The sequence below is a fragment of the Curtobacterium sp. Csp1 genome (genome assembly GCF_013347185.1).
The window spans coordinates 1,053,309-1,072,764 of the sequence record NZ_CP054594.1 but is presented as its reverse complement, the minus strand read 5'-3'; the positions used below and the strand labels follow the sequence as shown (position 1 = coordinate 1,072,764).

Here is a 19,456-nt window from a genome sequence, read left to right as displayed (position 1 = left end):
TCACGGGTTACCGCCGAACAGGTTCCGGAGCGACGCGTCGCTGTACCCCAGGGACGGCTTCGGGGTGATTGTGGGTTCCTTCTTCCGACGGAGGTGATCGGCAGCCGCTTGGAGCACTTCCTCGTCGCGCGGCTCGGTGTAAATCTGCGTCGTCGTGAGGAAGGCGTGCCCGAGGAGGTGTTTCACCTGCGGCAATGACATGTCGGAGTTGTTGGCGAAGTCGTGCGCGGCGGTGTGGCGGAACTGGTGCATCGTGTGATGCGTCCCGTTGCCGGCCTGTGCACGGTTCAGCACCGCGCGGAACGCGTGGTAGGTCAGGGCACGCGGCTCTCCGCGCAGCGTCCTCCAAACCGGCTCGTCATCGGGAAGTGGACTAGTCCCGCGGTACCTGCCCAGCAGGACGAAGGCGTCGGGCGAGGCCGGGAGCCACTGTTCCACGTGCGTCCCCTTCCGAATCACTCGGATGCGTTGGCGACCCCAGTCGACATCCCTTCCTCGGAGGCCCAGCAGTTCGCTGGCTCGCGCGCCGCTGGAGACGAAGAACTCGACGATGGCGAGGTCCCTAACGTGTGAGAGCGACTGGATGAGCGCGGTGACCTGATCATCGGTGAGCGACTTCGGCATCGTCACTGGGATCTTCTGCCGGCCCGACCTTCTACCCGCGCGACGAAATGGCGTCCCAGGAGTGTGATGGGCATGGGGTCGACCTGCCGGCGGCACCGGACTGATGGGACCATCGGCGGTCTCATGGAAGCTGTAGAAACTGGCCAGCACCGCCGCGGCGTGGGTGATTGTGCGCGGCGCAAATCCAGGTGACGACGCCCGGTTGCTTTGCTCCTTGGGCGCTGACTCGCTGGTGCGCCGCCAATCGCCGCCTCGCTTGGGAGGTGTACGCCGCATCCAAAGGATGTAGTCCGAGTATTCCGTCCTCGTTGCGTGGTCCCAAGTAACTCCGATCGCGGAGAGGAATCGCCACCAGCGGAGGAGGTCCTGGGCGTACGAGTAGCAGGTGGCCGTGTCGTTGCCGTCTACGAGCAGATTGCGAAGGTACAGGTCGACGGCTGGGACGCGTGAGCCGGACGCGTCTTTGAAGTTCACGCCAAGTGGGTCCTCGGCGTCGCGCTTGGCGCTGCCGACGCGCGGCAGCACGATGGCCTCGATGTCGCGCACTGGGGCCAGCTCGCTCACCCTTCGCTCCTCATGCTCACGATGTCCACCATGCCGAGTAATCTATTACCCGGCAAGTGGGAGTGTGTACCGATCCCACGGATCGGTGAACTGCATCCACTCCGGTTGACGCCAGCGCTTGCGGATCAGGCTGGCGGTGTTCGGGGCCGGCTCACGCAGGTCGAGAGCGAGCTTCCAGCCGATCTCCTGCAGCAGCCGGTCCGCCTTCTTGTTGTTGCATTGGAAGCACGCGACCACGACGTTGCTCCAGGCGTGCTCGCCGCCGCGCGCGCGTGGCACGACGTGGTCGAGGGTGTCGCCGAAGCCGAGACAGTAAGCGCAGGTGTAGTCGTAAGCCTCGAGCGCGGAGCGCCGAGTGAGGGGCACCGATCGCCGCGGAATGCGTACGAACTGTCGCAGGAGCACGACGGACGGCTCTGCGACCGCGAGCCGCGCGCTGTGCAGCGTGGCTTCGCCGTCGAGGACAACGCTCGCCTTGCCGTTCATCACCAGAGCCAGCGCCCTGCGCGGCGCGACGACAGCGATTGGTTCGTAGCTGGCGTTGAGGACCAGGGTGCGGTTCATGCGGCCACCGCCAGATCGCCCGCCGCACACACAAGAGGCGACCCCTCAAACCTCGATCCGGAAAGTTCAGTCAACAAGCAGCGGTTCGCGTCGCGCCGGAGCACCCCGCGGCGCGAGACGGGCACGAGCCGGGCGTGCGGGATGCGCACGTAGCGGGTGAGGATGATGACGGACGGACGGTCGAACGACGACGTCGACCCGGTGACCGGGTGCTCGGCGTCGGCGGTGACGATGGCGGCCTTCTGGTTCATCACCAGCACGAGGGCCCGTCGGTCAGAGATCACCGCGAGGGGCTCGTAACCGGCGTTGAGGACGAGAGTGCGCATGGGTTCCCTTCCGACGTGCCTGGACGGCTTCCAGGCGCTGCGGGTGCGTCGGACCGAGCGACGCCGACGTGGGACCGCGGTCTGCGACCACGCCCGGAACCACGAAGAGCACCACCCGGATGGGTAGTGCTCTCGTCAGGTCAGGGCGTGATGGTGCACGCAGGGGGCGGTGGACCGTATGTCCACGAGCGCGCGCCGACCCGTGGTGCGGGTCGTGCGGATCGCTGACATGAGGTCTCCCGTGGTCGGGCCGTGTTCGGACCGGTGCAGCATCAGGCTACGTCAGGAACCGGCCCAGCACGAGGGTGTGCGGGCCGGTTTCCGGGAGTGTTCACGGGAACGACACACGGGTCGTCACCGCGGGGGTGGTGCCGGGGTCAGATCCCGAAGCGGACGATGTGGTAGCTGCTCGTCCAGATCGGGCGGATCGACACCTTGCCGCCGGGCTTCGGCGCGTCCATGATCATGCCGTTGCCCATGTAGAAGCCGTCGTGCGAGCCGTCGTTGAAGACGACGACGTCGCCGGGCTGCGCCTGGGACTCGGGGATCGTGGTGCCGGCCGCGTCCTGCAGCGGGACCGAGTGCGCGAGGCTGATGCCGTACTGCGCGTAGACGTACATGACGTAGCCCGAGCAGTCGAAGCCGGACGGGTCCGCGCCGCCGAAGACGTACGGCGTGCCGATGTACTGCTTGGCGGTGGCGACGACGGCCGGCAGCGAGAACGGGGTGTTCGCCGAGGTCGCGGCGATCTGCTCGGCGCTCGGGCCGCTGTACGACGAGTACTGCTTCGCCGTCGCGGCACGGGCGGCCTGCGTCGCCTCGGCCTGCTTCGCTGCCTCGGCGGCGGCGTCCGCTGCGGCCTTCTGCGCGGCCTCCTGGTCGAGGGTCGCCTGCGAGGTCGCGCCGTAGCCGTCGCGGTTGGTGCCGGCGAGGGCGACGGCGTCCGAGACGGAGAACTCCTGCGCCTGGGTCGCACGGACCTCGCGCTGGGCGGTGGCGGCGGCGGAGCCGGTCTGCTGCGTCGCGGCGAACGCCGGGGCGACCGCGACGGTGCCGAACATGCCGCACGCGACGGTGAGGACGACCGGTGCCAGGAAGCGGCGCTTGCGGGCGGTGGCGCTCGCCTTCGTCTTCTCGGCGGCGAGGGCGGCCTGCGCGGCACGACGACCTCCGGGGAGCGGCGCGTCGCGGACCGGGGTCACCTTGCGGACGGTGGAGGTGGTCGCGGGGGCCTGGCGTGCTGCCCGCCGGGTGAGCGGGGCGGCTGCCGTGGGGATGGCGTTCGCGGTGTTCGTCGGGTTCGCGGGGGTCTGGCCGTCCGCGGCGGAACCGGTCTGCGTCAAGGGTGGTGTCTCCGGCGTCTCGTCACCACGGCCGGGCGGGTGTTCCCGGTCGTGCAACCCCATCCGTTCGTCATCGTTTCCGATCGAGGCAGGAGACGGGCGCGAGACGTCCTGCCACGGGTCCTGGGCCTCGTGGGCGACCCGGGACTCGACGAGTGTACGTGGGCGTCGTTACCGTGTCGAGATGAAACGGTGGTTCGGTAACGGAACGATGACGAATCCCTGATCAGGGGCCCGTCACCTGCACGACCTTGTGCGGTTTCTCAGGCTCAGGGGTGCTCGTTGCGAACCGCGGCAGGGTCAGGCGTGCTCGATGTAGACGTGCTGGGCGACCTCGGCCGGGAGCTCGATGCCCGACTCCTCGCCCTCGACCCGGACGGCCACGTAGGCCCCCGCACGCTGGACGCTCGCGACCCGACCCGGCATCACACCGGCGGTCCGCAGCTGGTGCAGGAGCTCCGGTTCGAACTGCACCGGCTCGCCCAGACGGCGGACGACCCCGGTCGCGACGGCGTCGGTGCCCTCGGTCGCGGCGACGATGTTCCGCACGCCGTCGAGGAACCCCGGGGCGGTCGGCCCGCCGATCTCGGCCAGCCCGGGGATCGGGTTGCCGTACGGCGACTCGGTCGGGTTGCCGAGCATCTCGAGCAGGCGGACCTCGACCTGCTCGCTCATCACGTGCTCCCAGCGGCAGGCCTCGTCGTGCACGAACGCCCAGTCGAGCCCGATCACGTCGGACAGCAGGCGTTCGGCGAGCCGGTGCTTCCGCATCACGTGGGTCGCGCGGGAGCGCCCCTCGGTCGTGAGCTCGAGGTGCCGGTCGCCGGAGACGACGACGAGCCCGTCGCGCTCCATCCGGGCGACGGTCTGCGAGACCGTCGGACCCGAGTGACCGAGGCGCTCGGAGATGCGCGCTCGCAGCGGGACGATCCCCTCTTCTTCGAGGTCGAGGATCGTCCGGAGGTACATCTCCGTGGTGTCGACGAGATCGGTCACGGTCCGCCTCTCAGGTCCGGTTCCAGCGCGCCCCACCCTACTTGTTCACGGTGACAGCGACGGACCGACATCCGTCAGGGGACAGACCGTCCCGAGGGATCGTCACGCGCGTCCGGGTCCCGTCCGGCACGCGGCGACGGGCCTGGAGGCATGCCCCACGCCCGCCCCGTCCGGCCGGTGCAGGGTCGGCTGGGCTGGGATACCGCTCGCTAGGATCGCTCCATGGCAGACATCGTCATCCCCGCCGACCTCCTCCCGACCGACGGCCGCTTCGGCTGCGGACCGTCCAAGATCCGCGGCGCGCAGCTCGAGTCCCTCGTGACGCGCGGGGCGACGATCCTCGGCACGTCCCACCGGCAGAAGCCCGTCAAGGACCTCGTCGGCAGCGTCCGGCGCGGCCTCGCCGACCTGTTCCAGCTCCCCGACGGATACGAGGTCGTCCTCGGCAACGGCGGCTCGACCGCGTTCTGGGACGCCGCCGCGTTCGGGCTCGTCGAGCGCCGGGCCGAGAACCTGTCCTTCGGCGAGTTCGGCTCGAAGTTCGCCAAGGCCACCGCAACCCCGTGGCTCGAGGCCCCGCACGTGGTCGAGGCCCCCGGCGGCTCCCTCGCCGCACTCGAGCCGGTCGAGGGCGTCGACCTCTACGCCTACCCGCACAACGAGACGTCCACGGGCGTGATGGCCCCCGTCGTCCGCGCGGCCGGCGACCCCGGTGCCCTGACCGTCGTCGACGCCACGAGCGCCGCCGGCGGTGCGGCCTTCGACGTCAGCGCGACCGACGTCTACTACTTCGCGCCGCAGAAGAACTTCGCCTCGGACGGCGGCCTGTGGCTCGCACTGTTCTCCCCCGCGGCGCTCGAGCGCGTGGAGCGGGTCGCCGCGAGCGACCGCTACGTGCCGGAGTTCCTGTCGCTCAAGAACGCTGTCGACAACTCCCGGCTCGACCAGACGCTGAACACCCCGGCGCTCGCGACCCTGCTCATGCTCGACGACCAGGTCTCCTGGATCAACCAGTCCGGCGGGCTCGCGTGGGCGGACACCCGCACGAAGACGTCGTCCGCGACGATCTACGACTGGGCGGAGTCGGTCGACTACGCGACGCCGTTCGTCACCGACCCCGGGCACCGGTCGCAGGTCGTGGCGACGATCGACCTCGACGACGCGATCGACGCCAAGGCCGTGGCGGCGACGCTCCGCGCGAACGGCATCGTCGACACTGAGCCGTACCGGAAGCTCGGGCGCAACCAGCTCCGCGTCGCGACCTTCACGGCGATCGACCCGGACGACGTCGCCCAGCTCGTCCGCTCGATCGACTTCGTCGTGCAGGCCCTGCGCGGCTGACCCCCGCGGGCCGGCTGGCTCGCAAAACGCAACGAGGGCGGCTCCTCGCAGCGGAACGTCGCTGCGGGAAACCGCCCTCGTTGCGTCTTGCGGAGGCCGGGCCCGGAGGCCGGGCCCGGCGCTCGGCGTCAGGCGTGCCGGTCCGGGTCGACCTCGGTCGGGTCGAGCCGGTCGAGCTCCAGGTCGTCGTCCGGGTCCACGGGGCGGACCCGCGCGGCACGACGTCGGGCGCCACGGGAGCGCAGCGGAGCGGGCTCCTCGTCCTCGTCCTCGTCGTCTTCGTCCGCCGCGTCGACGTCGACCCCGTCGAGCTCGTCGTCGTCGGACTCCTCGAGGTCGTCCTCGTCCTCGTCGCCGAACGCGTCGTCGTCGTCGGACTCGTCGTCGTCCGCCTCGTCGTCGTCCGGGTCCTCGTAGTCCGCGTCCTCGTCGTCGTCGTCCTCGTCGGACTCGTCGTCGTCCTCGTCCGACTCCGCCTCCGCGTCGTCGTGCCCCGCCCGGTACTCGGCGAGCCGCTCGGACCACGGCACCCACTCCGGCGCGAGCAGCGAGCCGTCACCCGGCAGGAGTTCGACCTCGAGCACGGTCGGCTCGTCACCCTCGACCTGCGCGATCGAGACGGTCCAGCGCCAGCCGGGGTACCCGGGCATCCGGTTCGAGAACTGGACCGAGACGACCCCGTCGCCCTCGTCGACCGTGCCGACCGGCTGCCCCACCGTGGACTCCGGCGTGACCTCGAGCAGCGCCTTCCGCGCGAGCTCCGTGACGTCCACCATCAGGCGTCCAGCTGGTCTGCGACGTGGCGCAGGATCGCGGCGATGCGCTCGCCGTTCTTCGGGTAGCGACCGTGCCGGAAGTCGCCGCTGATCCGGTCGAGCTCCTTCACGAGGTCCTCGACGATGACGGCCATGTCGTCGGCCGACCGGCGGGACATCTTCGCGAGGGACGGTGCGGGCTCGAGCAGGCGGGCGGACAGCGCCTGCGAGCCCTTCTTGCCCTGGACGACCCCGTACTCCAGCCGCGTCCCGGGCTTGACCGAGGTGACACCGTCCGGCAGCGAGGACGCGTGCAGGAACACGGATTCACCGTCGTCTCCGGAGATGAACCCGAACCCCTTCTGGTCGTCGTAGAACTTGACCTTGCCGGTGGGCATGCGTGGACTCCTCGTGGTCGTGGAACGGCCGTGGTGCGTCGGATATCCTGGGTCGATGGCCAAGCCGACCCGATCCACCGGGACCCCCCGCGACGCAGCGGACTCCTCGGTGACGTTCAATCGTACCGAACGCGTCCTCGGGTTCATGGTCGGGGGCATCTTCATCGCCGCCTTCCTGTGCATCGCGGCCATGATCGTGATGTGGCTGACCGTCCCGAGCGCCCAGGGTTCGATGCCCTGGCCCGTGATCATGGCGATCCCGCTGATCGGTCTGCCGATCGGGATGGTGCTCGTCTTCGTCCTCCTCGGTCTCACCTGGTCCAAGCGCGCCCGCGAGAACCGGTCGGCACGCTGAGGACCGGCGACGACCGGAGCGGCGGACGATGACGACCACCGCAGACCTCGCCGCACGCCTGCGCGCGACGCCCGACGACGACCTCGAACGACTCGTCGTCGCCCGACGGCTGCCCGCGGCCGTCCTCGCGGACTCCGGTCCGCAGCACGCCGCCGACTTCTTCGACCTCGCCGAGGCGCTGCGGACCGACGACGCCGTCGACGCCGCACTCGAGCACCTGCCCCGTGCCGCGCTGCTCGCGCTGCGGGACGGCGAGGCGGGTGACGCACTCGCCCCCGCCGTGGCGCTCGGCCTGGCGGACGCGTCCGGCGGCGTCGACGACGCGGTCGCGGCCCGCTTGGCCGCCCACCCCGACCTCGTGGCACTGGACCGGACAGGAGGCCCGTCCGGCGTCCGGCGTCCGGGCGACGTCACGCAGGCGGCTGACCCCGACCGCGCGCGCGCCACGGGTGCCGAACGCGCCTTCGCGACGATGACCGTCCTCGCCGAGCTCCTGCGCGCCGTCCGCGCCGGGAGCGTGAAGGAGCTCGTGAAGGGCGGGATCGGGACGCCGCTCGCCAGGACCCTCGGCGAGCGCACCGGCACGGATCCCGAGCTCGTGCCCGACCGGCTCGCGCTCCTCGCCCGCGTCGGGTTCGCCGACCCCGGCGAAGGGCTCTGGCACACCACACCGGCGGGAGACGACTGGCTCGTCGCGCCGTGGCCGGACCGCTGGGTCGGGCTCGCCGGGCGCTGGCGGGACGCCCTCGACCCGGCGGTGCACGACGTGCTCGAGACCGCCGGCGACGACCTGCGCGACCTCGTGGCGCTCGGGCGCTGGGCGTACCCGGCCGGTGCGCGGTGGCTCGACTCGGAGCTCCTCGTCGTGGCCGGCACCGCGGAGTCCATCGGGCTCGCGGTCGACGGTGTGCTCACCCCGACCGGTCGGGCCGTGCTCGACGGGGACGCCGACGCCGCCGCCGCCGACCTGCCGCCCACGGTCGAGGGCGTGTACCTGCAGCACGACCTGACGGTCATCGCTCCCGGGCCGCTCTCCCCCGCCGACGACGCGGCCCTCCGCTCGGTGGCCGACCTCGAGGCCCCGGGGCTCGCGGCCCGGTACCGCGTGTCCGAGGAGTCCGTCCGCCGTGCCCTCCGCGCCGGCAGCACCAAGGACGAGCTCCTCGCGCTGCTGGACCGGCTGTCCGCCACGGGCGTGCCGCAGCCGCTCGGCTACCTCGTCGAGCAGGTCGCCGGACGCGACGGCAGCATCGTCGTCGACGTCGGACCGGGCGGGGTCGGCACCCGGGTGCACGGCACGCCGGACCAGCTCGACCTGGTCGGGGTCGACGCCGAGCTCCGCCAGCTCGCGTGGGAGCGGCCCGACCTGACGACCCTCGTGACCCGGCACCCGGCGCACGTGGTGCACGCGGCGCTCGAGGACCAGCGCTACCCGGCCGTGCTGACGGCCGCAGCCCGCCCCGCGACGCAGGGCGTGCCTCCCGTCCGTCGCCGTGCCGCCGGACGCACGCCGGAACAGGCGGCGCACGCACTCGTCGAGCGGCTGCGGCTGACGACCGAGCGCGGCGAGGCGGAGCCGGAGCAGGAGTGGCTCGGCCGGCAGATCGACCTGGCCGTGCGGGGGAAGACCCCGATCCGGCTGACGGTGCGCATGCCGGACGGATCCGAACGGCCCGTCTCGATCATCCCGACCTCCGTCGCGGCCGGCCGTGTGCGCGGACGGGACACGGCGGTCGACGTCGAACGCACCCTGCCGCTGTCGCTCGTCGTGGCGGTCGAGAGCGAGGCGTGACGCCGAGGGCCGCGACGCGCAGCGTCCGGGCCGGGCACGGCAGCTCGCAGCCGCGACGCCTAGGCTGATCCGTCATGAACGGACCGCTGATCGTGCAGAGCGACCGGACCGTGCTCCTCGAGGTCGCGCACCCCGACGCCGAGGACGCGCGGCACGAGCTCGCCGCCTTCGCCGAGCTCGAACGCGCCCCGGAGCACGTGCACACGTACCGGATCACGCGGCTCGGGCTCTGGAACGCACGGGCGGCGGGGCACGACGCCGAGGCGATGATCGGCACGCTCGAGCGCTTCGCGAAGTTCCCGGTCCCGCAGAGCGTCACGGTGGACATCCGCGACACGGTGTCGCGCTACGGACGGCTCGTGATCCGGCGTGAGGAGCGTCCGGACGCCCCGGTGATCGCGAACTCACCCACCGAGGAGCTCGAGCGCCAGCCCGTGCTGCTCCTGACGGCCGAGGACCCGTCCGTCCTGGCCGAGGTGACCCGTTCGAAGCGGATCAAGCCGCTGCTCGGCGACCAGCGGTCGTCCTCGGAGATCGAGCTGCAGCCGTGGGCACGGGGCCAGGTCAAGCAGGAGCTCGTGAAGCTCGGCTGGCCGGCCGAGGACCTCGCCGGCTACACGCCCGGGCAGCCGCACCCGATCGACCTCGACACCGCGTCGTGGCACATGCGGCCGTACCAGGAGCAGGCGGTCGACACCTTCTTCGCGCAGGGTTCCGGCGTCGTCGTGCTCCCCTGCGGCGCGGGCAAGACGCTGGTCGGTGCCGGTGCGATGGCGACCGTCAAGGCGACGACGCTCATCCTTGTCACGAACACCGTGTCCGCGCGGCAGTGGCGCGACGAGCTCCTCCGCCGGACGAGCCTGACCGCGGACGACATCGGCGAGTACTCGGGCACGTCGAAGGAGATCCGCCCGGTCACCATCGCGACGTACCAGATCCTCACCGCCCGCCGGAAGGGCGAGTACACGCACCTGTCGCTCCTCGACGCCCTCGACTGGGGCCTCATCGTCTACGACGAGGTCCACCTGCTCCCCGCGCCGGTGTTCAAGCTGACGGCGGACCTGCAGGCGCGCCGTCGGCTCGGCCTGACCGCGACGCTCGTGCGCGAGGACGGGCGTGAGAGCGACGTGTTCTCGCTGATCGGGCCGAAGCGCTACGACGCCCCGTGGAAGGAGATCGAGGCGCAGGGCTACATCTCCCCCGCCGCCTGCTACGAGGTCCGGATCGACCTGCCGCACGCCGACCGGTTGGAGTACGCCGCGTCCGGCGACGACGAGCGCTACCGGCTCGCCGCGACGTCACCGGCGAAGACCCCGGTCGTGCGGGAGCTCATCGAGAAGCACCGCGGCGAGCAGATCCTGGTGATCGGGCAGTACATCGACCAGCTCGACGACCTGGCTTCGGCGTTGGATGCCGCCGAGATCACCGGGGCGACGCCCGTCGACGAACGCGAGCGGCTGTTCCAGGCGTTCCGGCAGGGTGACATCGACGTCCTGGTCGTCTCGAAGGTCGCGAACTTCTCCGTCGACCTGCCCGACGCGACCGTGGCGATCCAGGTGTCCGGCTCCTTCGGGTCCCGTCAGGAAGAGGCCCAGCGACTGGGCCGACTCCTGCGCCCGAACAAGGACGGTCTGCCGGCGTCGTTCTACACGCTCGTGACGCGGGACACCGTCGACCAGGACTTCGCGCAGAACCGGCAGCGGTTCCTCGCCGAGCAGGGGTACGCGTACACCATCCTCGACGCCGACCAGGTCCAGGCAGCCGCGTAGCCGGCACACGAGCCGCTCCCAGGAAACCTCTAGGGAACGGTCAGAGGATGTGTCCATGACCGATGGCCCCAAGATCCTGATCGTCGACGACGAACCGAACATCCGCGACCTCCTCACGACCTCGCTGCGTTTCGCCGGGTTCGCCGTCCGTGCGGTCGGCAACGGGGCCCAGGCGATCTCGGCCGTGCTCGAGGAGGAACCCGACCTGATCATCCTCGACGTGATGCTCCCCGACATGAACGGCTTCGGCGTCACCAAGCGCCTCCGTTCCTCGGGCTACACCTCGCCGATCCTGTTCCTCACCGCGAAGGACGACACCGAGGACAAGATCACCGGCCTCACCGTCGGCGGCGACGACTACGTCACGAAGCCGTTCTCACTCGACGAGATCGTCGCGCGCATCAAGGCCATCCTGCGCCGCACGATGAACGACGAAGAGGACGCGATCATCCGCGCGGGCGAGCTCACGATGGACCAGGACACGCACGAGGTCACGATCGGCGACGCGCAGATCGAGCTGTCCCCGACCGAGTTCAAGCTCCTCCGCTACCTCATGCTCAACCCGAACCGGGTGCTGTCGAAGGCGCAGATCCTCGACCACGTGTGGGAGTACGACTTCAACGGCGACGCCGGCATCGTCGAGTCCTACATCTCGTACCTGCGCCGGAAGCTCGACCAGTACTCGAGCGAGCCGATCATCCAGACGAAGCGCGGGTTCGGCTACATGCTGAAGGCGACGAAGGCGTCCTAGGGTCGCTCTCTCGGCGGGCGTCCGGTTCCACCGGACGCCCGCCGCTTATCCTCGGGACAGCATGCACACGCGAATGAGCCGCTGGTGGGACGGGATCTCCCTCCGCACGAAGATCACCGGGATCACGGTGCTGCTCGTCGCGCTCGGGCTCCTCGTCGCCGGACTCGGCACCATGACGGTGCTGTCGACGTACCTGATGTCGCAGCTCGACAACAACGTCAAGCAGACGACGGAGCAGCTCGAGGGCCAGAACATCAGCGACGGCGAGCAGTACTGCAAGCTGTCCGTCGTCCTGTCGCAGAGCGCCTACGTCGCGGCCTACGACTCCCGGGGCGACCAGATCTGCCAGACGAAGGCGTCGAGCCGGCCGGACATCCGCTCGCTCGACTTCTCGGCAGCCGCGCAGAGCTCGCAGCGCTTCTCGCTGTACGACAGCCAGCACAACCACGAGTGGCGTGCGCAGATCATCCCGGCGTCGCTGCAGAACCAGTCGAGCGGCACGTCGGAGACCGGCTACGTGCTCGTCGCGGTGTCGAGCGCGGACACCGACCAGACCATCGCACGGTTCACGGTCATCTTCCTGGGCTTCGGCATCTCGGTGATCCTGCTCGGCGCGATGCTCACCCGGCTCCTCGTCACGGCCACCTTCGACCCGCTCCGCGACGTCGAGGACACCGCCGCCCGGTTCGCCGCCGGCGACTTCAACCAGCGCCTCGAGGCCGACACCCCGAACACCGAGGTCGGACGGCTCAACCGCTCGCTCAACGCGATGCTCGAGCGGATCGACTCGGCGTTCGAGGACCGCGAGCGCACGATCGACCAGATGCGCCGCTTCGTCGGCGATGCCTCGCACGAGCTCCGGACGCCGCTCGTGTCCCTGCGCGGCTACGCCGAGCTGTACCGGATGGGTGCCCTCCGCAAGGAGGAGGACGTGGCGCAGGCCATGGAGCGCATCGAGAAGGAAGCACAGCGGATGGGCCTGCTCGTGCAGGACCTGCTGCAGCTCGCGCGCATCGACGAGTCGAAGCCGCTGGAGCTCGGACCGGTCGACCTCGTCGCGATCGCCCGCGACTCCGCTCTCGACACGATGGCGTCGAACCCGGACCGCGAGATCCAGGTGCTCGTCGAGGACTCCGTCACCGGGGTGAGCGTCGCGCAGCCCGTGCGGCCGACCCTGGCGAAGGGCGACACCGGCGAGGTCCCCGGTTCGCCCCCGTCGGCGAACACCACCGGGCCGATCGCGTTCTCGCGGCAGACCATCGCGCGCCTGCGTGCCCGTCGGACGCGGGCGATGGGCGTCGAAGGCGGCGTGCCCACCGACGAGACCACCCCGCTGCCGACGATCGTGCTGCCGGCCCGCCCACCGATCGTGCTGGCGGAGGAGAACAAGATCCGCCAGGTCGTCACGAACCTGATGGGCAACGCGATGCGCTTCACCGAGCACGACGACCCGATCGAGATCGGCATCGGCGTGGACGACGAGCGCGGGATGGCCCACATCGACGTGATCGACCACGGCGAGGGCATCCCGCCGCAGCTCCGCGACAAGATCTTCCAGCGCTTCTGGCGTGCGGACACCTCGCGTGCCCGGGACACCGGCGGTTCAGGGCTCGGCCTGGCGATCGTCTCCGGCATCGTGCAGGCGCACCACGGCTCGGTCGAGGTCTTCGACACCGAGGGCGGCGGCGCCACCTTCCGCGTCTGGCTCCCCCTGCTCCCCCGCGACTACACCCCGACGCCCACCGCCTGACGCCGCCGCCGGCGCCGGCGCCGCCGCCGGCGCCGCCGCCGGCGCCGGCGCCGGCGCTGGCGCGGCCCGCGCCCCGCGCCGCGCCGGGCGTGCCACATCTGGGCCGCTCGTCGCCGTCGCGCGACCGGAATCGCTCAGCCGGCGGATCGCGTGCGGCGTGTCCTGCCCGCTCGATCGGCGAAGGCACGGCGGAGCCGCTCGAACAGCACCGCCGGACGTGCGACGTCGACCGCGGTCGCGTGGATGACGAGCCATCCGTTGACGGTGAAGCCGTTGCCGCGACGCTGATCTCGGCGCCAGGTGTCCTGATCGCGGTGGTGGTCGCCGTCGTACTCCAGCGCGATGCGGTACTCCGGCCAGGCCATGTCGACGCGGCCGAGGAACGTTCCGTCGCTGTCGAGGACGTCGACGTTCAACTCCGGCTCCGGGAAGCCGGCATCGACCACCCCGAGCCGGAGCCGCGTCTCCATCGCCGACTCGGCACCGGCGCGGATGCGCTCGAGCGCTGCGCGCGCGGTCCGGACGCCGCGGGCCCCGGGCACGATCGACGCGGCGAGGTCGTCGAGGGTCGCCAGGGCTCGGTCGCGACGCACCATGTGGTCGCCGAGCACGACGAGATCCACGGCGGACAGGATGTCAGCGCACTCGAACCAACTCCGAGCCGGGCTGCTGGCCCGTCCGAGCGGGGTGTCGCGGACCTCGGACGTCGGCAGCCGATGGCCGACCACCCCGCGGCGGCGCATGGCGACCGTGCCGTCGGACGAGACGTGGACGACGTCGTCGATGCCGGCTCCGCGAGGGAGCGGCGCGCCCCAGATGCCCGCCGCCGTGGTGTGGCTGAAGCGTTGGCCGTCCCGCAGCACGACCGACAACGCTTCGACCTGCCCGACCTCGGCTCCCGCGGGAGCGCGGACGCCGTGGACCGGGACGACGAGGTCGGTGCGCCGCAAGCGCTCCTTGCCGATGCCCGCTCGGAGCGCGTCCGCGACGGTGAACACGGTCTGGCCGAACGGGACCGGGAGCGCGCGGGGCTTCGACATGCCGACGATCATCGGCCGAGCACTGACACAACCAGCCCCGCGGAGCCGTGACTGTGGAGAACGACGGAGGACGGGCCTCCTGTGCGATGCCATGCGCCCGTCGCGAGCGGGCAGGACATGCCGCGCGCGGGACGCGGTGCGTGCAGAGCCGGTCGCCCCGCGACGTCCAGCGCGACGGAAGTGGCACGCTCGGCGAGACCCGACGCCGCCCGGCACGCAGAAGGGCCCCGCACGCGCAGCGTGCGGGGCCCTTCTGTCAGGACCGCTTAGAAGTCCATGCCACCCGTGGGGTCGCCGGCCGGCATGGCCGGAGCCTTCTCGGGCTTGTCGGCGACGACGGCCTCGGTCGTGAGGAACAGACCGGCGATCGACGCAGCGTTCTGCAGCGCCGAGCGCGTGACCTTGGCCGGGTCGATGATGCCCGCGGCGACGAGGTCGACGTACTCACCGGTCGCGGCGTTGAGGCCGTGACCCGACTCGAGCTCGCGGACCTTCGCGGCGACGACGCCCGGCTCGAGACCGGCGTTCAGCGCGATCTGCTTGAGCGGCGCGTCGATCGCGACGCGGACGATGTTCGCACCGGTCGCCTCGTCACCCTCGAGCTTGAGGGAGTCGAGCACGACGGACGCCTGGATGAGCGCGACGCCACCACCGGCGACGATGCCCTCTTCCACGGCGGCCTTCGCGTTGCGGACGGCGTCCTCGATGCGGTGCTTGCGCTCCTTGAGCTCGACCTCGGTCGCAGCGCCCGCCTTGATGACGGCGACGCCACCGGCGAGCTTCGCAAGGCGCTCCTGGAGCTTCTCGCGGTCGTAGTCGGAGTCGGTCGCCTCGATCTCGCCGCGGATCTGCTTGACGCGGCCGGCGATCTGGTCCTCGTCGCCAGCACCCTCGACGATGGTCGTCTCGTCCTTGGTGATGATGACCTTGCGGGCCTTGCCGAGCAGGTCGAGGGTCGCGTTCTCGAGCTTGAGGCCGACCTCTTCCGAGATGACCTGGCCGCCGGTGAGGATCGCGATGTCCTGCAGCATGGCCTTGCGACGGTCGCCGAAGCCCGGGGCCTTGACGGCGACGGACTTGAAGATGCCGCGGATCTTGTTCACGACGAGGGTCGCGAGGGCTTCGCCGTCGACGTCCTCGGCGATGATGAGGAGCTGCTTGCCCGACTGGATCACCTTGTCGACGACCGGGAGCAGGTCCTTGATGTTGGAGATCTTCGAGTTGACGATGAGGATGTACGGGTCCTCGAAGACGGCTTCCTGGCGCTCCGGGTCCGTGACGAAGTACTGCGACAGGTAGCCCTTGTCGAAGCGCATGCCCTCGGTCAGCTCGAGCTCGGTGCCGAAGGTGTTCGACTCCTCGACGGTGACGACGCCCTCCTTGCCGACCTTGTCGATCGCCTCGGCGATGAGCTCGCCGATGGTGGAGTCAGCGGCGGAGATCGACGCGGTCGCGGCGATCTGCTCCTTGGTCTCGATGTCCTTCGCGTTGGCGAGGAGCTGGTCGGAGACGGCGGCGACGGCCTTCTCGATGCCGCGCTTGAGCGACACGGGGTCGGCACCGGCGGCGACGTTGCGGAGGCCCTCGCGGACGAGCGCCTGAGCGAGGACGGTCGCGGTCGTCGTACCGTCACCGGCGACGTCGTCGGTCTTCTTCGCGACCTCCTTGACGAGCTCCGCACCGATCTTCTCGTACGGGTCGTCGAGTTCGATCTCCTTGGCGATGGAGACACCGTCGTTCGTGATCGTGGGGGCGCCCCACTTCTTCTCGAGGACGACGTTGCGGCCGCGCGGGCCGAGCGTCACCTTCACGGCGTCGGCCAGGGTGTTCAGGCCGCGCTCGAGGCCGCGACGGGCCTCCTCGTTGAAAGCAATGATCTTAGCCATGTGAGTTTCTCGTCCCTCCCGGACGTCGTCATGGGGGTCGTGCTGGCACTCAGCGTGAGCGAGTGCCAACGCCGATTCTGGCACTCGACGAGGTCGAGTGCAACACAGCCGGGAGGCACGGGTCGTCTTCCCAGGACACGCACCGACACGGCACGGTCGCGCCCGGCACGACGAACGCCCTGCACGAGGAACACCCGGCACGAGGAACACCCGGCACGACGAACGCGCCGCCCCCGAGGGGACGGCGCGTTCCGGGTGTCGCGGTTCAGGCGGGGCGGACCGACTCGGCCTGCGGCCCCTTCGCGCCGGTGCCGACGTCGAACGTCACCGCCTGGCCCTCCTCGAGGACCTTGTAGCCCGACATGTCGATCGCCGAGTAGTGCACGAACACGTCCTGGCCCCCTCCATCGACGGTGATGAAGCCGAAGCCCTTCTCGGCGTTGAACCACTTCACGGTTCCGTTGGCCATGATCTCTTGCTCCCTGGTGGTGCTGGTGCAGACGACGGGTCGTCGTTGGTGCGGACGACAGGCCGTCGTCTGGCGATGACTCTGACCGAACAAGCGCGGCGTGGCAAGGGTTGTGACGCCCTTTCACGCCGATTCCGTCAGAATTCAACGTCCCGGAAACACCGCCGTAACGAACCCGGCGCGGGGAGCGCGTCAGCCGGCGTAGTCGGCGCCGAGCACCACGGTCACGTCGGCGTTCGGGAACGCCGCCGACTGCTGCACCGCGGAGACCCCGAGCGCCTGCGCGACGCCCTGCGCCACGGCCGCCTGCGACTCCTGCTGGTAGTACACGATCGTCGCGGTGGTGCCGGTCGTCCCGGCGTCCCCGGTCGAGCGGACCTGCCAGCCGGCGTTCCGCAGCGCGGTCGAGCCCTTCGCCGCGAGCCCGGTGGTCGATGTGCCGTTCAGGACGACGACGCTCGTCGCACCCTGCTCGGCGGGGGTCGCGGCCGTCGGGGCCTGGGTCTCGGACGGCGACGGCGTGGCCTCGCCCGAGGGCGCACCGGTCGCCGGGGCCGAGGCGGACGCGGACGACGACGGAGCCGGCGAGGACGTCGACCCCGGGAACGAGTAGCTGCCGTTGAGGAGCGCGAGCACGAGCACCCCGATGAGCACGAGCACCCCGGTGGCGAGCGCTGCCCAGGCGAACGCGATCCAGCCGCGGCCGCGACGCCGGGCACCGCGGTGCGCCCCGACCCGGGGGCCGTCGGTGACGTCGTCGAACCGGTCTCGCGGGAATCTCTGGGTCATCGTTCCTCTTCACGGGGATCGGTCGTCGTGCCGGGGGCGACGAAGGAGCGCGCCGCGCGGGCACGGGTGCGGGCGTGCCGGAGCCGCTGCAGTCGCGTCACGAGCTGCGGGTCGTACGCGAGCGCCGCCGGCAGGTCGATCACGCGGTTCAGCACCTGGTAGTAGCGCGCCGGCGACATGTCGAACTCGACCCGGATCTCCGCTTCCTTCGTGCGGTCGTGCCGCGCCCGCTCGTGCTCGAAGGCGAGTACGTGCTTGTCGAGCTCGCTGAGCTCGTCGGCGGGGATGGTGGTCACGGCACTTCCGGTCACGGTGGGGTAACGGGTCTCGCACATCGTAGGGGTGGCGGGCACGCCGACCCTGGCACGCGCCTGGACTGTCGCGAAGCCCGCGTTCAGGCTGCGGACGCGCGGAACCACCGCACGCGGACGCCGAACGGGTCGGACACCGCGAGCGCGACGCCGTCGAGCGACAGGGTCGCGAACGCGTCCGGGTCGCCGGGGTCGACGTCGCCGGGCAGGCTGGCGGCCACCCCGCGCAGGATCCCGGTCCGTTCGAGTGCGACCCAGCGCACGCCGCGCTCACGGAGCCGGTCGACGACCCGCTGCCGGTCCGCGCCGGGCACGTAGACGAGCGTCCCGGTCGTCAGGACCACCGGTTCGCAGTCGTCCGGCAGGGCGTCGAGTGCGCGGTCCAGGTCACCGGGCAGGGTGCCCCGGACCCGGACGGGAGGCACGGCGAGCGTCGCGCGCGCCGCCGCACGCATCAGGGCGGTGCGGTCCGTCGCCTCGGGCGGGACGGCCTCGACCAGCCGGTCGAACGCGCCGGGCTCGGCCAGGTCGATCGGGTTCGGGTCGAGGGCCACGCGCGCACCGATCCGGATCGGCGTGGCACGCGGCGCGGGCACGGCACCGGAGACGGCGACCGTCAGGTGGATCGACGGCTCCGCCTCCGCGGTGTGCACCCGCACCCGCTCGTCGCGCACCCCGCCACCGACGTCGCACCCCGTCACACCGGGGTGCGACGCGGGTACCGGCGTGCGACCGGACGCACGCTCGGCAGCGGGCACGTGGTCGAGCGTCACGCGGTCCGGGATCGAGCAGAGTCCGGCGGCGGCACCCGCGTCGACGAGCCCCAGCGGCCGGTCGGTCGCCGCGGCGAGCGCCTGCAGGACGGGGACCACCGGACCGAGGCGACGCGGGTCGTTGGCCTGCACCGTGGCGGCGGCGAGGGCCGCGACCAGGGTGGGGCGTGCCTCCCGGCCGAGCGCGCGCAGCGCACCGGGGTCCGCCGGGTCCGCACCCAGCCGCCGGGCGACCGCGAAGACCAGCTCGGGCTGCCGCTGCTGCGCCGGCACCGCCTCCAGGAGCGCGACCAGGTCGTCGTCCACCGAGCGTGCCCAGGCCGCGTACGACGGTGAGCCCGGGGCGATGCGCTCCGCGTAGGCGGCGTACCGCTCCCGCGTCCCGGTCACGGTCGGTACATGCCGACGTGGCGGATGCCGGCCTCCTCGTACGGGGTGCCGAAGCGGGCGAACCCGTGCCGCTCGTACAGCCCGGCCACGTACTCCTGCGCGTGCAGCACGAACGGCTCGTCGCCGTGGGCGGCGAGCACCGCGCCGACCAGCCGGTCGGCGACGCCCTGCCCGCGGTGGTCCGGGTGCGTCGCGACCCGACCGACGACCCACGCCGGTGCTGCGGCGTCGTCGGGGTGCGGCTCCCCCGCGGCCGGTCGGACGAGCCGGAGGTACCCGACCGGATCGTCGTCCGCTCCGAACCACCAGTGCTCGGTGTCCGGGTGGCGGTCGCGGCCGTCGAAGTCCTCTGCCGTGACCCGCTGTTCGAGCGCGAACACGCGGTTCCGGAGGACGACGATGCCGTACAGTTCGTCCGTCGTCAGACGGTCCCAGCGGGCGTGGCGCACGGAATGCTCGGACATCGTGGC

19 protein-coding genes and 1 pseudogene are annotated in these 19,456 nt (G+C 71.2%); 6 read left to right on the top strand and 14 right to left on the bottom strand.

Features of this window, described 5'->3' with window-relative positions; all coding sequences use genetic code 11:
- The 5 genes and pseudogenes from HUN58_RS05300 to HUN58_RS05280 form a co-directional block, all read right to left on the bottom strand.
- Positions 1–1,188 (bottom strand): tyrosine-type recombinase/integrase, encoded by a 1,188-nt coding sequence (locus tag HUN58_RS05300; RefSeq protein ID WP_180224623.1) that lies wholly within the window; start codon positions 1,186–1,188, stop codon positions 1–3.
- A 45-nt stretch (positions 1,189–1,233) separates the two neighbouring features.
- Positions 1,234–1,752 carry an HNH endonuclease gene (locus tag HUN58_RS05295; protein WP_180224622.1) on the bottom strand — a complete coding sequence of 173 codons (519 nt, stop codon included), beginning with the start codon at positions 1,750–1,752 and terminating at the stop codon, positions 1,234–1,236.
- Between the two features lie 77 nt (positions 1,753–1,829).
- Positions 1,830–2,078, bottom strand: a pseudogene (locus HUN58_RS05290) (HNH endonuclease); the annotation flags it as partial.
- A 377-nt stretch (positions 2,079–2,455) separates the two neighbouring features.
- The gene (locus tag HUN58_RS20910) at positions 2,456–3,421 is read right to left on the bottom strand and encodes a C40 family peptidase (protein WP_114849481.1); all 966 of its coding nucleotides are present in this window, start codon (positions 3,419–3,421) and stop codon (positions 2,456–2,458) included.
- 300 nt (positions 3,422–3,721) lie between these two features.
- A complete protein-coding gene (locus HUN58_RS05280) occupies positions 3,722–4,417 on the bottom strand; it encodes a metal-dependent transcriptional regulator (RefSeq protein WP_114849480.1) in 696 nt (231 codons plus the stop codon).
- A gap of 222 nt (positions 4,418–4,639) precedes the next feature.
- Between HUN58_RS05280 and serC the strand changes: the two genes are divergently transcribed.
- Positions 4,640–5,758 (top strand): phosphoserine transaminase, encoded by a 1,119-nt coding sequence (gene serC / locus HUN58_RS05275; protein WP_114849479.1) that lies wholly within the window; start codon positions 4,640–4,642, stop codon positions 5,756–5,758.
- A 128-nt stretch (positions 5,759–5,886) separates the two neighbouring features.
- Here serC and HUN58_RS05270 read toward each other — a convergent pair whose 3' ends face one another.
- Complete coding sequence (locus tag HUN58_RS05270; protein WP_180224621.1) at positions 5,887–6,534, bottom strand: DUF3027 domain-containing protein; 648 nt, start codon at positions 6,532–6,534, stop codon at positions 5,887–5,889.
- On the bottom strand, positions 6,534–6,911 hold the full coding sequence (locus HUN58_RS05265) for a cold-shock protein (RefSeq protein WP_114849477.1): 378 nt from the start codon (positions 6,909–6,911) through the stop codon (positions 6,534–6,536). The genes HUN58_RS05270 and HUN58_RS05265 overlap by 1 nt, the downstream gene beginning before the upstream one ends.
- Positions 6,912–6,966: 55 nt before the next feature.
- On the opposite strand from HUN58_RS05265, the gene HUN58_RS05260 reads away from it, so the two are divergent.
- From HUN58_RS05260 to HUN58_RS05240, 5 genes are all read left to right on the top strand, one after another.
- On the top strand, positions 6,967–7,266 hold the full coding sequence (locus tag HUN58_RS05260; RefSeq protein WP_058740465.1) for a hypothetical protein: 300 nt from the start codon (positions 6,967–6,969) through the stop codon (positions 7,264–7,266).
- Between the two features lie 28 nt (positions 7,267–7,294).
- Positions 7,295–9,058: a helicase-associated domain-containing protein gene (locus tag HUN58_RS05255; RefSeq protein WP_180224620.1), complete on the top strand. Its 1,764-nt coding sequence runs from the start codon at positions 7,295–7,297 to the stop codon at positions 9,056–9,058.
- 74 nt (positions 9,059–9,132) lie between these two features.
- On the top strand, positions 9,133–10,827 hold the full coding sequence (locus HUN58_RS05250; protein WP_180224619.1) for a DNA repair helicase XPB: 1,695 nt from the start codon (positions 9,133–9,135) through the stop codon (positions 10,825–10,827).
- 55 nt (positions 10,828–10,882) lie between these two features.
- The gene (locus tag HUN58_RS05245; protein WP_058740468.1) at positions 10,883–11,578 is read left to right on the top strand and encodes a response regulator transcription factor; all 696 of its coding nucleotides are present in this window, start codon (positions 10,883–10,885) and stop codon (positions 11,576–11,578) included.
- Positions 11,579–11,639: 61 nt separating this feature from the next.
- On the top strand, positions 11,640–13,328 hold the full coding sequence (locus HUN58_RS05240; RefSeq protein WP_114849474.1) for a cell wall metabolism sensor histidine kinase WalK: 1,689 nt from the start codon (positions 11,640–11,642) through the stop codon (positions 13,326–13,328).
- A 134-nt stretch (positions 13,329–13,462) separates the two neighbouring features.
- On the opposite strand, the gene HUN58_RS05235 is transcribed toward HUN58_RS05240, so the two are convergent.
- The 7 genes from HUN58_RS05235 to HUN58_RS05205 form a co-directional block, all read right to left on the bottom strand.
- Positions 13,463–14,368 carry a hypothetical protein gene (locus HUN58_RS05235; RefSeq protein WP_180224617.1) on the bottom strand — a complete coding sequence of 302 codons (906 nt, stop codon included), beginning with the start codon at positions 14,366–14,368 and terminating at the stop codon, positions 13,463–13,465.
- Positions 14,369–14,634: 266 nt separating this feature from the next.
- A complete protein-coding gene (gene groL, locus HUN58_RS05230; protein ID WP_114849472.1) occupies positions 14,635–16,254 on the bottom strand; it encodes a chaperonin GroEL in 1,620 nt (539 codons plus the stop codon).
- A gap of 265 nt (positions 16,255–16,519) precedes the next feature.
- Positions 16,520–16,723 (bottom strand): cold-shock protein, encoded by a 204-nt coding sequence (locus tag HUN58_RS05225; protein ID WP_058740472.1) that lies wholly within the window; start codon positions 16,721–16,723, stop codon positions 16,520–16,522.
- Between the two features lie 192 nt (positions 16,724–16,915).
- Positions 16,916–17,512, bottom strand: coding sequence for a LytR C-terminal domain-containing protein (locus HUN58_RS05220; RefSeq protein ID WP_180224616.1), 597 nt, complete (start codon positions 17,510–17,512; stop codon positions 16,916–16,918).
- Positions 17,509–17,808: a DUF3263 domain-containing protein gene (locus tag HUN58_RS05215; RefSeq protein WP_229666864.1), complete on the bottom strand. Its 300-nt coding sequence runs from the start codon at positions 17,806–17,808 to the stop codon at positions 17,509–17,511. The genes HUN58_RS05220 and HUN58_RS05215 overlap by 4 nt, the downstream gene beginning before the upstream one ends.
- 98 nt (positions 17,809–17,906) lie before the next feature.
- Positions 17,907–18,986 (bottom strand): DUF2332 family protein, encoded by a 1,080-nt coding sequence (locus HUN58_RS05210; protein WP_180224615.1) that lies wholly within the window; start codon positions 18,984–18,986, stop codon positions 17,907–17,909.
- On the bottom strand, positions 18,983–19,450 hold the full coding sequence (locus tag HUN58_RS05205) for a GNAT family N-acetyltransferase (RefSeq protein WP_180224614.1): 468 nt from the start codon (positions 19,448–19,450) through the stop codon (positions 18,983–18,985). Before HUN58_RS05205 ends, HUN58_RS05210 begins: the two co-directional genes overlap by 4 nt.
- Positions 19,451–19,456 lie beyond the last annotated feature (6 nt).